Genomic DNA, 13,676 nt, shown 5'->3' on the forward strand with positions numbered 1-13,676 from the left:
GCCGTGCTCACCCTGTCGAGGGGGGCACGGCCCGTGGGTTCTCGCTCTACTCTGACCACGTCGGGCGTGAGGGGGACAGGCCTTGTACAGCATCATCGTCGTGCCGCCACGGACAGGGGAGCAGCAGCGGGCGAGCGCGGGTCAACTCCGCCTCGCCCCGGGCGAAAGGCTCACCTTCGGCAGATCGGCCGAGGCCAACGACCTGCCCATCGACCACGAGGGCGTCTCACGCGCGGCAGGCGAGATCGCCGCGCACGGCGCGTTCTGGATACTGAGCAACCTCAGCGCCCACCAGACGTACGTGGTGGAGAACCCCGAGGGCGCGGGCGAGCACATCAAGGTGGGGCCCGGCCGTCTGGACGCGCCCGTGCCCTTCGAGTTCTCCCGGATCGTGCTGCCCGCCGCGGGCGAGCTGCTGCATCTGGAGGTGTGGGCGCCGCGCCACGACTACCTGCGCGGCCGGGACCGCGCGGGGATCGTCGGCGCGACGACCCGCCCCGCCTTCTCCGTCGACCGCACCAAGCGGTACTTCGCCGTGCTCGCCGCCCTGTGCGAACCGCGCCTGCGCGGCGCCCCGCACGCCCCGCTGCCTACCGTCGAGCAGGTCGTGGACCGCCTCAGGCCCGGCTGGCCCTCGGCGAACCGCGCCGCCGTGCAGTGGAACATCGACTACCTCGCGGTCAAGCTCCGCCTCAAGCCCGGCCCGGACACGGCCGATTCGGGCCCACGCCTCAACGGCAAGAAGGAGTCGCTGGTCTCGCTCGCGCTGCGATTCGATCTCGTACGCGAAGACGATCTCGTCGTCCTGATCCCGCCCCCCAGCGGAGTCGGCCGATGAGTGCGGGCAACGACCCGGCGGGCGGTCTCGTCTACGCCGTCTCGGTGCCCAAGGGCTATCGGATCGGCCCGTGGCAGGTGCGCGAGCCGCTGGCGACCGGCAGTTTCGGCAGCGTGTACGCGGCGCGGCGGACCGCGTCCGGCGACCCTGAGCTGCCCAGACGGGCCGCGCTGAAGTTCCTGCCGACCGGCACGCACACCCCGCGCCAGCTGAACCATCTGCGCGAACTGGCCGAGCGCGAGGTCGATTTGCTGCGCAAGCTGCGCTCCCCGCGCCTGATCCGGATGTACGACGTCCTGACCGTGGACGACGCGGAGCACCCCGCGCTCGACGGCGCCACCGTCCTCGTCCTGGAGGAGGCCGCGGAGTCCCTGGACGTACTGCTCGCCCGGTCGCACCGGCCGCAGTCAGGCCCCGCCCTGCTCGCCCAGATCGGCGACGGCCTGCGCCAGCTCCACCACGCGGGCTGGGTGCACGGCGACCTCAAACCGGCCAACGTCCTGCTGATGAAGGACGGTTCGTCCTGCCTCGCGGACTTCAACATGGCGGCGGAACTGGAGGGCACCCACGCGTACACGCCCGCCTTCTCCACACCCGACTACACCCCGCCCGAACTCCTCTGGTCCGAGATCGGCGAACGCGGGCAGCAGATCCGCCCGACCGCCGACATCTGGGCGTTCGGCGTCCTGGCCCACCTCGTGCTCACCGGCACCTACCCACTGCCCGGCGGCACCCCATCGGCCCGCAGGGACGCCGCCATCCGCTACGCACGCGGCACCGACGAGCTGCGCCTCTCCCCCGAACTGCCGCCGCCCTGGCACGCCTTGATCACGGACTGCCTCTCCCGCACCCACGCGGAACGCGCCGCCCACGACGCCCCGTCGGTCCTCCGCCGCGCCGAGGAGGCGGCGGGCGCCGACCGCGCACCCCGGCTCCCCCGGCGGCCAGTACCCGGCACCCGCCGCGTCCGCCGCGCGCTCCTGACCACCGTCACGGCGGCGGCCACGTTCACCGCGCTCGGCTTCGGCCTGAACGCCCTCCTCGACGAGGAAGACCCGGGCACTCCGACAGGCGGACCCAAGTCCGGCTACGCCCGCTGTGTCGTGGGCTCCGTCTGCGCGTTCTCCGGGAAGGACGGCCAGGGGCAGATGTGCACCTGGGTCGGCGACGACATGAACTGGCTCACGGGCGACGGCAAGTGCGCGTGGACGGCGCAGGAGAACCCGCGGTCGATCTACAACAACGGCCATGACACCGACATGGGAACGAAGTTCGTCGACGTCGTCTACTTCGCGGAGCCGGAGCTGGCAGGGAAAAGCCTCGGCTGCGTCGAGGTGCAGACGAAGAAGAACCTCACCCCACCGGTCAAGCCGCTCTCCCATCGCTGGATCGAGGGGTGCTGACCCTCTGACGTACGAGGTACCCCGCCCCCTCGCACCCTCCTAACGTCAGTCCCACCACCACGGGGGTGGCACGGAATTCCAGGGGGAAGATTCCATGCGCACAACGAAGCGCACAACGACGCGTTCAGCGATGGCGGCCATCGGCACGGCGGGGGTCTGTGCCGCGCTGCTCACCGCACCGGGGCTCGCCCAGGCGGCACCGCACGACCAGCGGGACGACCGGGTGTCGGCCGCCGCGAAGCCTGCCTTTCAGATGCCCTTTCCGTGCGGGACCAAGTGGCAGCTGAACACCTGGGGGCACAGCCCGGCCCTCGACATGGTCGTGAAGGGGAACACGGGCTCGGACGGCAAGCCCGTCCTGGCATCGGCGAAGGGAACGGTGTCCGCCACGTACAAGGACACGGGCTCCGGGAACACGATTCAGGTGAGCCACGGGGGAGGCTGGTTCACGGCGTACTACCACCTCAAGGACGCGCCCACGAAGTACGTCCAGAAGGGCGACAAGGTCAAGGCGTCCACGAAGATCGGGCGGATCGGCACCTCCGGGAACTCCGGATGGGCCCATCTGCACTATGAGCAGCGGTACTTGGCGTCCGGGAACTTCACCGACGAGCGTCACCGCAAGGCCGTGCACTTCAACGGCGTCCGCTACACCGGCTCCAACAAGGAATGGCCGAGCGTGACCAGCCGCAACTGCGTCGCCTGACCCGGGACACTCTCGGTGGCCGCGCCCTCGGGGGAAGGGCGCGGCCACCGATGGCCACAGGGCTCGCTCGGGATCAGTGGAAGAAGTGCCGCGTACCCGTGAAGTACATCGTCACGCCCGCCTTCTTCGCGGCCTCGACGACCAGCTCGTCACGGACCGAACCGCCCGGCTGGACCACGGCCTTGACGCCCGCGGCGGTCAGGATCTCCAGGCCGTCGGGGAACGGGAAGAACGCGTCCGACGCGGCGTACGCGCCGTGCGCGCGCTCCTCGCCGGCCCGCTCGACGGCGAGCTTCGCGGAGTCGACGCGGTTGACCTGACCCATGCCGACGCCGACCGAGGCGCCGTCCTTGGCGAGCAGGATCGCGTTGGACTTCACCGCGCGCGACGCCTTCCAGGCGAAGGCCAGCTCGGCGAGCTCGCCCGCGTTGAGGGCGTCGCCCGTGGCGAGCGTCCAGTTGGCGGGGTTGTCGCCGTCGGCCTGGAGGCGGTCGGTGACCTGGAGGAGCGCGCCGCCGTCGATCTGCTTGACCTCGACCGTGTTGGACGGGGCCTGGTGGGCGCGCAGGACGCGGATGTTCTTCTTCTTGGTGAGGACTTCGAGAGCGCCGTCCTCGTACTCCGGCGCGACGATGACCTCGGTGAAGATGTCGGCGACCTGCTCCGCCATCTCCTTGGAGACCGGGCGGTTGACGGCGATGACGCCGCCGAACGCGGAGAGCGGGTCACAGGCGTGCGCCTTGCGGTGCGCCTCGGCGACGTTCGAACCGATCGCGATGCCGCAGGGGTTGGCGTGCTTGATGATCGCGACGCAGGGGTCGTCGTGGTCGTACGCGGCACGGCGCGCGGCGTCCGTGTCCGTGTAGTTGTTGTACGACATCTCCTTGCCGTGCAGCTGCTCGGCCTCGGCGAGGCCGCCGTTGCCGTCGACGTAGAGGGCGGCGCCCTGGTGCGGGTTCTCGCCGTACCGCAGGACGTTCTTGCGGGCGTACGCGCTGCCGATGAACTCGGGGAAGGGCGAACTGTCGGCGGCGTAGTCCTCCGCGAACCACGAGGCGACCGCGAGGTCGTACTCGGCGGTGTGGCGGAACGCTTCGGCGGCGAGGCGCTTGCGGGCGGTCAGGTCGAACCCGCCGTCGCGCACGGCGGCGAGCACGTCGGCGTACCGGTCGGGGCTCGTGATGACCGACACCGAGGGGTGGTTCTTGGCGGCGGCGCGGACCATCGAGGGGCCGCCGATGTCGATCTGCTCGACGCACTCGTCGGGCGTCGCGCCCGAGGCCACGGTCGCCTTGAAGGGGTAGAGGTTCACGACGACGAGCTGGAACGGCTCGATGCCGAGGTCGGCGAGCTGGCGCTTGTGGTCGTCGAGGCGCAGGTCGGCGAGGATCCCGGCGTGCACGCGCGGGTGCAGCGTCTTGACCCGGCCGTCCAGGCACTCGGGGAAACCGGTGAGCTCCTCGACCTTGGTGACGGGCACCCCGGTGGCGGCGATCTTCGCGGCGGTCGAACCGGTCGAGACGAGCTCGACGCCGGCCTCGTGAAGACCGCGCGCGAGCTCCTCGAGCCCGGTCTTGTCATAGACGCTGATGAGCGCGCGCTTGATCGGGCGCTGCGAACCGTGCGTACCTTCGGCGGTCACGGGATAAATACCTTTCGTCCCTCAATGCGGTAGCCGTTGCGGGCCAGACGCCCCACGACATCGACGAGCAGCCTTCGCTCGACTTCCTTGATGCGCTCGTGCAGAGCGCTCTCGTCGTCCTCATCCCCGACCGGGACCACGCCCTGGGCGATGATCGGGCCGGTGTCGACGCCGTCGTCGACGAAGTGGACGGTGCATCCCGTGACCTTCGCGCCGTACGCGAGCGCGTCGCGCACGCCGTGGGCCCCGGGGAAGCTGGGCAGCAGGGCGGGGTGCGTGTTGACGAACCGGCCGCCGAACCGTGCGAGGAATCGCTTCCCCACGATCTTCATGAACCCGGCCGACACGACCAGATCGGGCTCGTACGAGGCGGTCGCCTCGGCCAGAGCCGCGTCCCACTCGTCGCGCGTCGCGTGGTCCTTCACCCGGCAGACGAAGGTGGGAATCCCGGCGCTCTCGGCACGTTCGAGCCCCACGATGCCGTCGCGGTCCGCGCCGACGGCGACGATCTCGGCGCCGTAGCCCGATGTCCCGTCCGTCGCGATCTTGTCGAGCAGAGCCTGCAGATTCGTGCCTGATCCGGAGACCAGCACGACGAGGCGCTTGGCCACAGGGCTCTTGGCCACAGCGGGGCCCTTTCTCGGGAGGTGCGTCTTTGTAGGGTCGTACAAAGGCTTCGCACCCCGCGATACGGGGAACTCTACGAAGCGGCCGACCGTCAGCAACGATACCGGCACACGGTGCGGCCCCTCACGGGACGGGGGCGCGGCCGGAAGGTAGCGTCTGCACCAGGACGTCACATGACGTCACACCGTCCAGAGCACCGTCCCGAACACTTCAGAAGCTCGCTCGACCAAGGGGAAGACGCACACCTGATGCCGGACCGTAGCCTCCGCCTCCCGCTGTCCTTCGCGTTCGGGTTGACGCACGGAGGGGAGCGCGGCTCGACGCTGCTGCGCGACGGCCGCCCGTCGTCCCCGCCGCAGGACTCCCAGGACTCCGGGGGCTCCGACTCTTCGGGCTCCGGCTCTTCGGGCTCCGACTCTTCGGGCTCGGGCAGCTCCGGGAAGAAGGACGACAACCCCTTCGCGCCGCCGCCGGAGGGGACCCCGGACCAGCCGTGGCGGCCCCGCCCGGGCAATGGCGGCGACGGCCCTGACGGCGGCCAGGGCCAGTCCCCCTGGGGCAGCCAGTGGAGCGACCGGCAGCCCGGCCGCTCCCAGGGCGGCGGCTTCGGCGAGCGGCCGGGCCAGCAGGGCCCCGACGGCCCGTCCGGCTCCGGGTCCGGACCCGGCAGCGGCATGCGCTGGGACCCGACCGACCCGGCCCAGCGCCGCGCTCGGTACGCCCTGCTCTCCGGCATGTGGGCCTTCTTCTTCGCACTCTTCGGCTGGCGGTACGTGGCCCTGCTCCTGGGCGCGCTCGCGCTGTACTGGGGCATCAGCTCGCTGCGGGCGAAGCCGAAGCAGCCGGATCCGACGGCGCCCGCCGTGCAGCGGCCCGCGGCGGACCCCGCCAGCACGAAGCCGCAGACCACGGCGGCGATCAGCGGCTTGGTGACGGCTTCGCTCGCGCTGGCGATGGTGGCGGCGACGTTCGCTGCGCAGCTGGTGTACCGCGACTACTACACGTGCGTGAGCGATGCCCTCACGAGCCAGTCGAAGCAGGAGTGCAACGATCTCCTGCCGAAGCAGTTGCGCCCACTCCTGGGCGAGCGGGACTGATCCCTGGCGGGGCCTGGCCGGGGGCCTGACCTCGCCTTGCCCCTCCGCCCGACGAGCGGGCCTTGCCCCCCCCTGGCGGGGCCTGACCTCGCCTTGACTCTCCGCCCGGCGAGCGGGTCTGCCCCTGGCGGAGAGGGCTGGCCTCGGCCTTGACTTTCCCCACCGCTCGGTGAGCGGGAGGGAACCCTGGCAGGGGCTGATCTCGCGTTCTCTCCCCGCCCCCGCTCGGCGAGCGGGTTCGTCTGCCCCTTGCAGGGGCTGGTCTCTCGTTTCCTCTCCGCTCTCTGGTCGGCTTCGCCAGTCCGCCGCTTCGCGGCGATTTTCCCGCCCACCCACCCGATTGCCCCGGGGTAATCGGGTGGGTGGGCGGGAGACATCCGGCGCGAAGCGGCGGACTTGCTTGCCCTAGGTGGCGAAGCCGCGGGGTGCTCGGGTGGGTGGGCGGGAGACATCCGCCGTGAAGCGGCGGGCTTGGCGAGGGCAGCGCACGCGGCGGGCTTGGCGAGGGCAGCGCACGCGGCGGGCTTGGTGAGAGCAGGGACGCGGCGGGCTTGGTGAGGGCAGGGACGCCGCCAGCTTGGCCAGGGCAGCGCAAGCGAGGCGGGGACCCGCCTCAGCACAGCGGTAGCGGTAGCTCAGCCGAAGCGCGACGCCCCCTCAAGCCCCCGGCGGCCGCTCCTCCCCGTTCGCTTCGCGCAAAGCGGCCCAGCGGGCCTCCCGGGACGCGTCGTCGTGCCAGTCCAGTCCGCCGCCCCAGTCCTCCGCCCCGCCCACCGCAGGTGCCCGCGGCAAGAAGTCGTACGGCTCGAACGGCTCCGCGACCGGCGGGCCCGCCTCCGGAGAAGGAGGAGGAGAAGGGCTGCGGCGGCGGCGAGGGATCCGCGGAAGCCGCAGGCGAGGAGCGCGCAGCTGAAGCTGCGGGACACGGGGCCTCGGCAACCGCAACCGCAGCCGCAGCCGCAGCCACGCCCAGCGCCCCGCAGCCGCCCGGCGGGTCCGCAGCCGCCAGGCCCGCACCAGCAACGCCCCCGGCACCCCCACCACCCCCGTCCACCCCAGCGCCGCGGCCCCCACCTGCCACCACACGGGCCCGAAGTCGGCCAGGACGGCCACCCCCATCGGACCGCCCGCCAGCTCGGCGAGCCCCGCGAGCGCAGCCCCGCACAACACCGCCCCCGCCCCCGCGACCAGCGCCGTCCGCCCCCGTGACCACGCCTCGTCCCGCTCCCCGAAGGCAGGCGCCGCCGCCCCCGCCGTGAACCACGCCACCGCGATCCCCGCCCCCAGCGGCACCGCACCCGCCGCCCACGTCAACGGAGACCCGGGCCCCTCCGCCGGCACCGCCGCGAGCAGCGGGAACGCCGGCAGCATCGGCCCAGCAGTCACGGCGAGCGGCCCCGCCACGCTCCCCGTGCCCAGCGCGAAGCCGGGACCGAGGCCGTACGCCGCGCCCCACACCGCCGCGTTCGGCACCAGCGCCACGGCGAGCAGCAGCACCGCGAAGCGGCCCGACCACACGTCCGTGACCTGCCCGAACGACGCCCTGGCAAGGCCGCCGTGCAGCGCGAGGGAGATCCCGACAAGCAGCGCTCCGCCGCCGACGAGCACCAGCGTCCCGGCCGCCCCGGCCCGCGTGACGGCGCGGACGTATCGACGTACGAAGAAGGGACGTAGCCCTGCGGGCAGCGCGCGAAGGCCCGCCCGCACCACGCCGGGCAGCGGGCTCTGGGGCCGCCCCAGCGCCGTCCAGACCCCCACCGCCGCCGCGCCCGCCACGAACACCGGCAGGTGCAGCGCCACGCTCGGCCACGACGGCCGCGGCTCGCCCCCGGCCGCGTACAGCGTCGCGGCGGCGCCGACCAGCAGATAGCCGCCGACCACCCCGCACCACGCGGTCCGCGGCGCCATCCCCCGCTCCTCGGGATCCGCCGCGTCCCGCGCCGCCCGGTGTGCGAGCCAGCCCGGAAGCACCATCAGGAGCATGGGCGTGACGCCGAGCGGGGCCGGCGTGCCGGAGAGCGTGTCCGTCCTGATCAGCTCCGCGCCGTGGGCGATCAGCCACACCGAGGCCGCGACATGCAGCGCCCCGCCGGGCCCGCTGTCCGGATAGGGCGAGCTGATCCAGAGGACCATCACCAGGACGGCACACGAGCCGAGCCCGAGCCCCGCCGCGACGGCCCCTCCGAACAGGCACGTCGCCAGTCCGGGTGAGCGGTCACGGGCCCGCTCGATCAGCGGTTTGAGGGGCGGCAACGGTGAGCTGCGGTCGGTGATTTGAGTCACGTCGCCATGCTCCCAACGACACGCGCTTTCTCCCCGTAACAGGCGAATACCGGATGTGTCGCACAAGATACGTTTATGTACTTTTTCGTACGACGGATCAGCCGCGCCCGGCTCCCCGCCGCACGAAGGCCCACGGCCCCCGGCGCGGAGAGTCCGACATGACCCAGAGCCCTGCCACCCCGTTGCCGTCCCCCAAGGAACGCCGACGTCTGCGCGAGGCGAAGTCCCTCAGCCAGGCCGATGTCGCCACGAGGGTGGGCGTCACCCGGGAGACGGTCCGCTCCTGGGAGTCGGGCCGCTCGACGCCACGCGGCCGCCGGCGCGCGGCCTACGCGAAGCTGCTCGCCGAGATCGCGAACGAGCGGACCGTGCACGACAAGCGCCCCGTACGGCGCCCCAGCTGGGCCAAGGACCTGGAGTCGACCGTCGACGCCAAGGACGGCAAGTCCCCCGCGCGCATCCCGGTGGGCGCGGCGATGAACGGCCACGTGACACCAGCCCAGCCGTTGGTGCGAACCACGGGCGCGGATACGGCGACCGCGACCGCTGCCGCTGCCGCTGCCGCTGCCGTCCAGGACGCGACCGAGCCCGCACCGGCCCGCTCCACCGCCGGGCCGACCCCCGCCGAAGCCTTCGACGCGCTCTGCACGACCTGCGCCCCCGGCCTCGTACGCCAGACGTACCTCCTCACCGGCCGCCGCATCCTCGCCCAGGAATCCGTGGAGCGCGCCTTCCAGCTCGCCTGGCAGCGCTGGCCCGAGGTCGCCGTCGACCGCGACCCGGCGGGCTGGGTCCGCGCGGCGGCGTACGAGTACGCGATGTCCCCCTGGCACCGCCTGCGCCCCACCCACCGGCAGCCGGACGCGCCGCCCGCCACGGCGGCCGACCGCGCCTTCCTCACCGTCCTGATGAGCCTGCCGCCCGCGCAGCGCCGCACCCTCCTGCTCTACGACGGCGTCGGGCTCGACCTGCCCGAGACCGCCGCCGAGACGGAGGCGAGCACGCCCGCGGCGGCCAACCGTCTGCTCCGCGCACGCGAGGCGATCGCCGAGAGGCTGCCCGAGCAGGCGGCGACCCCCGAAGCCCTGCACCAGCGCCTCGGCGAACTCTGCTCCGCGGAGAAGCTCCAGCCCCCGAACGCGGGCCGGGTCCGCACCGGGAGCGAACACCGCGCCCGTTTCTGGACCCGCGCGGCGATCGCCTTCACGGCACTGATCGTCGGCGCCACGGCCCTGACGCTGCGCTCGGCCCCCACGCACTACGAGCCGCCGCAGTCCCCGGGCAAGGCCATCAGCGGCGTACCGCCGAGGATGGGTCCTGGCCACCTGACGTACGAGGACCAGATCCTCCACAAGAAGCTCCGCGAGGACCTGTCGAGCGGCCCGGAGAAGCTGACGCCGCAGCTCCGTTAGGGCGCGGGGAACTGCGCGACCAGCCACAGGCGGCCCGCAGACAAAAGGTGGGCCCGCACCTCACGTGAGTGAGATGCGGGCCCACCTTCAACAGCTCAGGCCAGGCTGAAGTTTCAGCCTGCCAGGATCGCCCGCGCGAGCTTGGCCGTCTCGGTCGGCGTCTTGCCGACCTTGACGCCCGCGGCCTCAAGGGCCTCCTTCTTGGCCTGCGCGGTGCCGGAGGAGCCGGAGACGATGGCGCCGGCGTGGCCCATGGTCTTGCCCTCGGGCGCCGTGAAGCCTGCGACGTAGCCGACGACCGGCTTCGTCACGTTGGCCTTGATGTAGTCGGCCGCACGCTCCTCGGCGTCGCCGCCGATCTCGCCGATCATGACGATCAGGTCGGTGTCGGGGTCGGCCTCGAACGCCTCGAGGGCGTCGATGTGCGTCGTGCCGATGACCGGGTCGCCACCGATGCCGACGGCCGAGGAGAAGCCGATGTCACGGAGCTCGTACATCATCTGGTACGTCAGCGTGCCGGACTTCGAGACCAGGCCGATGCGGCCCGGCTTCGTGATGTCGCCCGGGATGATGCCGGCGTTCGACTGGCCCGGGGTGATGAGACCGGGGCAGTTCGGGCCGATGATGCGGGTCTTGTTGCCCTTCGACTTCGCGTACGCCCAGAAGGCGGCGGAGTCGTGGACGGCGATGCCCTCGGTGATGACGACGGCGAGGGGGATCTCGGCGTCGATCGCCTCGACGACGGCGGCCTTGGAGAAGGCCGGCGGCACGAAGAGGACGGAGACGTTGGCGCCCGTCTTCTCCATCGCCTCGGCGACGGTGCCGAAGACCGGTACCTCGGTGCCGTCGAAGTCGACGGACGTGCCGGCCTTGCGCGGGTTCACGCCACCGACGATGTTCGTGCCGTCGCCCAGCATGAGCTTGGTGTGCTTCATGCCCGTGGCACCGGTCATGCCCTGGACGATGACCTTGCTGTCCTTGGTCAGGAAGATAGCCATGGTGTTCTGACCTGGTCCCTTACTTCGCAGCCGCGAGCTCGGCGGCCTTGTCGGCCGCGCCGTCCATGGTGTCCACGCGCTGCACGAGCGGGTGGTTGGCGTCCGAGAGGATCTTGCGACCCAGTTCGGCGTTGTTGCCGTCGAGACGCACGACCAGCGGCTTGGTGACTTCCTCGCCCTTGGACTTGAGGAGCTCGAGCGCCTGCACGATGCCGTTGGCGACCTCGTCGCACGCGGTGATGCCACCGAAGACGTTGACGAAGACGGACTTGACGTCCGGGTCGCCCAGGATGATCTCCAGGCCGTTCGCCATGACCTCGGCGGAAGCGCCGCCGCCGATGTCGAGGAAGTTGGCCGGCTTCACGTTGCTGTGGTTCTCACCGGCGTACGCGACGACGTCGAGGGTGCTCATGACGAGACCCGCGCCGTTGCCGATGATGCCGACCTCGCCGTCCAGCTTGACGTAGTTGAGGTTCTTGGCCTTGGCAGCAGCCTCGAGCGGGTTGGCTGCGTCCTTGTCCTCAAGAGCCTCGTGGTCGGCCTGGCGGAAGTCGGCGTTCTCGTCGAGCGAGACCTTGCCGTCGAGGGCCAGGATGCGGCCGTCCTTGGTCTTCACCAGCGGGTTGACCTCGACGAGGAGCGCGTCCTCGGCGACGAAGGTGTCCCACAGGGTCACCATCGCCTCGGCGACGCCCTCGGCCACCTCGGCCGGGAACTTCGCCTGGGCCACGATCTCGCGGGCCTTCTCGATGTTCACGCCGTCGACGGCGTTGACCGGGACCTTCGCGAGGGCCTCGGGAGTCTTCTCCGCGACCTCCTCGATGTCCATGCCGCCCTGCACCGAGGCCATGGCCAGGAAGGTGCGGTTGGTGCGGTCGAGGAGGTACGAGACGTAGTACTCCGCCTCGATCTCCGGGGACAGCTCGGCGATCATCACCTTGTGGACCGTGTGGCCCTTGATGTCCATTCCGAGGATGTCCGTCGCGCGAGCGACTGCCTCGTCGGGGTTGTCGGCCAGCTTCACGCCGCCGGCCTTGCCGCGGCCACCGACCTTCACCTGTGCCTTGACGACCGACTTGCCGCCCAGCTTCTCGGTGGCCTCGCGCGCCGCCTCAGGCGTGTCGATGACTTCACCGGCCAGCACCGGTACACCGTGCTTGGCGAAGAGGTCCCTCGCCTGGTACTCGAACAGGTCCACGCGCGTCCGTCCCTTTTCCGTGATCTCGCTGCGATCTCGCTGCTTTGTGGTCAGCTGTCTGCGTGGGCGTGCCGCGGAGGGCAACGTGACTGCGCTGTCACAAGGGAGGCGTAGGACGGAGTCCGGTACGCGGCATGTCCGTCTCGCAGGTTATCGCCGTGGGCCGTAGGTCCCTAAATCGCAGATCACATTTGGGCGGTGATGACTGTCACAGATCGCCGATCCGGGGCTGATCTGCGTGAAGGAGGGCGGCCCCTGAGGTGTCAGGGACCGCCCATTTGCTCCTGTTACGGCTGGTACAGCGCGTGCCGCCGCACTGCTGTCACTTCCGTGAAGCTCCCGCGTTGCTTCTGCGTCGTTCCGCGTCGCTCCCGCTGTCAGACGTTGGACGTCGCGTTGTTCGCCGTGTTGTAGGCCGTGTTGTACGTCGCGTTGTACGCCTGCTCGTACGTCGGCAGGTAGTCCGGGGTGACCGAGCCGGCCACGCCCTGGAGGCCCGAGACGGCGTTGCCCGCGAGGGACTGCGCGTCGGGGGCGACGGTGCCCGTGAGGTCCTGCGCGAACGGCGAGACCTGGCCGACGACGCCACCGGCGAACGGGTGGACGTCACCCGTAACGCCGTACGCGAGCTCGTCCGCGCTGCCACCGACGCCCTGCACGACGGGCCGCACCTGGTCGGTGACGGTCTGCACGAGCGGCGTGACCGAGCCGACGACACCGCCCGCGAAGGGCTGCACGTCGTCGCCGACGACGCCCTGCGCGAACGGCGGGACCTCGCCGACGACACCGCCGGCGAACGGCGTCACATCTCCGACCACGCCCTGCGCCAGGTACGTGACGTCGTTGACCGCCTGCCCGGCGACCGGCACGACGCCGTCGACGGCGGTGGCGGCGACGGGCGGCAGCACGGCCGTGGCCGTCTCGTCGACGATCGGGGCGGCGGTCTTCGTGGTGGCCCGCGTCGCGTCCGTGGCCGTCTGCGTCGCCGTCCCCGGGGCCTTCGCCGCGGCGGCCTCGACCTCCGGGGCGAAGGCGGAGAGCGGGCCGAAGAGGTAGTCGACGGAGTCTTCGGGGGTGGAGACGTCGGGGGTGTCGACGGCGGGGGTCTTGACGTCCGGGGCGTCGACGGCGGGGGCGGTGGCCTTGTGAGCGGTGGACTTCGCGTCCGTGACGGTGGACTTCGCGTCCGTGACGGTGGACTTCGCCTTGCCCTGGACGTCGGCGACGTCGGCGACGTCGGTGGCATCGCCGGCGTCTGCCACGTCGCCGGTGACGTCAGCGACCGCGTCGGACGCGGACGCGTTGTCCGGCAGCGCCACGGAGTGCTGCGGCAGCTCGTCCGCGCTGGCCACGGCGGAACCGAGCGCCCAGGCGCCCGTGACACCGGCGGCTATGACGATGGAACGACGGATGTTCTTGTTCATGCGTGCTTCAGATCCTTCGAACTCTGGCTGTGAATCCGACTCGGATAC

Annotated in this window: 11 protein-coding genes; 5 read left to right on the plus strand and 6 right to left on the minus strand. The window is 71.5% G+C overall.

The features are described 5' to 3' along the window. The first annotated feature begins 82 nt into the window (after window positions 1–82). From M4V62_RS17790 to M4V62_RS17800, 3 genes are all read left to right on the plus strand, one after another. Window positions 83–838 carry an FHA domain-containing protein gene (locus tag M4V62_RS17790; RefSeq protein WP_249588251.1) on the plus strand — a complete coding sequence of 252 codons (756 nt, stop codon included), beginning with the start codon at window positions 83–85 and terminating at the stop codon, window positions 836–838. After that, entirely contained in the window at window positions 835–2,241 is a 1,407-nt protein-coding gene (locus M4V62_RS17795) for a serine/threonine-protein kinase (RefSeq protein ID WP_249588252.1), read from the plus strand. The genes M4V62_RS17790 and M4V62_RS17795 overlap by 4 nt, the downstream gene beginning before the upstream one ends. Before the next feature lie 94 nt (window positions 2,242–2,335). Beyond that, window positions 2,336–2,947: a M23 family metallopeptidase gene (locus M4V62_RS17800; protein ID WP_249588253.1), complete on the plus strand. Its 612-nt coding sequence runs from the start codon at window positions 2,336–2,338 to the stop codon at window positions 2,945–2,947. A gap of 73 nt (window positions 2,948–3,020) precedes the next feature. Here the strand turns inward: M4V62_RS17800 and purH are convergent, their stop codons facing one another. Both purH and purN read right to left on the minus strand, forming a co-directional pair. Further along, window positions 3,021–4,589: a bifunctional phosphoribosylaminoimidazolecarboxamide formyltransferase/IMP cyclohydrolase gene (purH, locus tag M4V62_RS17805; RefSeq protein ID WP_249588254.1), complete on the minus strand. Its 1,569-nt coding sequence runs from the start codon at window positions 4,587–4,589 to the stop codon at window positions 3,021–3,023. After that, the gene (gene purN, locus M4V62_RS17810) at window positions 4,586–5,215 is read right to left on the minus strand and encodes a phosphoribosylglycinamide formyltransferase (RefSeq protein WP_249588255.1); all 630 of its coding nucleotides are present in this window, start codon (window positions 5,213–5,215) and stop codon (window positions 4,586–4,588) included. Before purN ends, purH begins: the two co-directional genes overlap by 4 nt. Window positions 5,216–5,464: 249 nt before the next feature. On the opposite strand from purN, the gene M4V62_RS17815 reads away from it, so the two are divergent. Then, a complete protein-coding gene (locus tag M4V62_RS17815) occupies window positions 5,465–6,313 on the plus strand; it encodes a hypothetical protein (protein ID WP_249588256.1) in 849 nt (282 codons plus the stop codon). A gap of 657 nt (window positions 6,314–6,970) precedes the next feature. Here M4V62_RS17815 and M4V62_RS17820 read toward each other — a convergent pair. Further along, window positions 6,971–8,596 carry a cell division protein PerM gene (locus M4V62_RS17820; RefSeq protein WP_249588257.1) on the minus strand — a complete coding sequence of 542 codons (1,626 nt, stop codon included), beginning with the start codon at window positions 8,594–8,596 and terminating at the stop codon, window positions 6,971–6,973. A gap of 158 nt (window positions 8,597–8,754) precedes the next feature. On the opposite strand from M4V62_RS17820, the gene M4V62_RS17825 reads away from it, so the two are divergent. Further along, on the plus strand, window positions 8,755–10,008 hold the full coding sequence (locus M4V62_RS17825) for a helix-turn-helix domain-containing protein (RefSeq protein WP_249588258.1): 1,254 nt from the start codon (window positions 8,755–8,757) through the stop codon (window positions 10,006–10,008). Between the two features lie 113 nt (window positions 10,009–10,121). Here M4V62_RS17825 and sucD read toward each other — a convergent pair whose 3' ends face one another. From sucD to M4V62_RS17840, 3 genes are all read right to left on the minus strand, one after another. Beyond that, window positions 10,122–11,006 carry a succinate--CoA ligase subunit alpha gene (sucD, locus tag M4V62_RS17830; protein ID WP_249588259.1) on the minus strand — a complete coding sequence of 295 codons (885 nt, stop codon included), beginning with the start codon at window positions 11,004–11,006 and terminating at the stop codon, window positions 10,122–10,124. 19 nt (window positions 11,007–11,025) lie between these two features. Continuing rightward, entirely contained in the window at window positions 11,026–12,204 is a 1,179-nt protein-coding gene (sucC, locus tag M4V62_RS17835; RefSeq protein WP_249588260.1) for an ADP-forming succinate--CoA ligase subunit beta, read from the minus strand. 377 nt (window positions 12,205–12,581) lie between these two features. Further along, window positions 12,582–13,628 carry a hypothetical protein gene (locus tag M4V62_RS17840; RefSeq protein ID WP_249588261.1) on the minus strand — a complete coding sequence of 349 codons (1,047 nt, stop codon included), beginning with the start codon at window positions 13,626–13,628 and terminating at the stop codon, window positions 12,582–12,584. Window positions 13,629–13,676 lie beyond the last annotated feature (48 nt).

Source organism: Streptomyces durmitorensis (assembly GCF_023498005.1).
GTDB classification, from domain to species: domain Bacteria; phylum Actinomycetota; class Actinomycetes; order Streptomycetales; family Streptomycetaceae; genus Streptomyces; species Streptomyces durmitorensis.

What these genes read in the sequence shown, in the direction of transcription:
- M4V62_RS17800 (WP_249588253.1), top strand. Translation starts at nt 2,336, where the DNA reads ATGCGCACAACGAAGCGCACAACGACGCGTTCAGCGATGGCGGCCATC.
- sucD (WP_249588259.1), bottom strand. Translation starts at nt 11,006, where the DNA reads ATGGCTATCTTCCTGACCAAGGACAGCAAGGTCATCGTCCAGGGCATG.
- M4V62_RS17825 (WP_249588258.1), top strand. Translation starts at nt 8,755, where the DNA reads ATGACCCAGAGCCCTGCCACCCCGTTGCCGTCCCCCAAGGAACGCCGA.
- M4V62_RS17795 (WP_249588252.1), top strand. Translation starts at nt 835, where the DNA reads ATGAGTGCGGGCAACGACCCGGCGGGCGGTCTCGTCTACGCCGTCTCG.
- M4V62_RS17815 (WP_249588256.1), top strand. Translation starts at nt 5,465, where the DNA reads ATGCCGGACCGTAGCCTCCGCCTCCCGCTGTCCTTCGCGTTCGGGTTG.
- M4V62_RS17840 (WP_249588261.1), bottom strand. Translation starts at nt 13,628, where the DNA reads ATGAACAAGAACATCCGTCGTTCCATCGTCATAGCCGCCGGTGTCACG.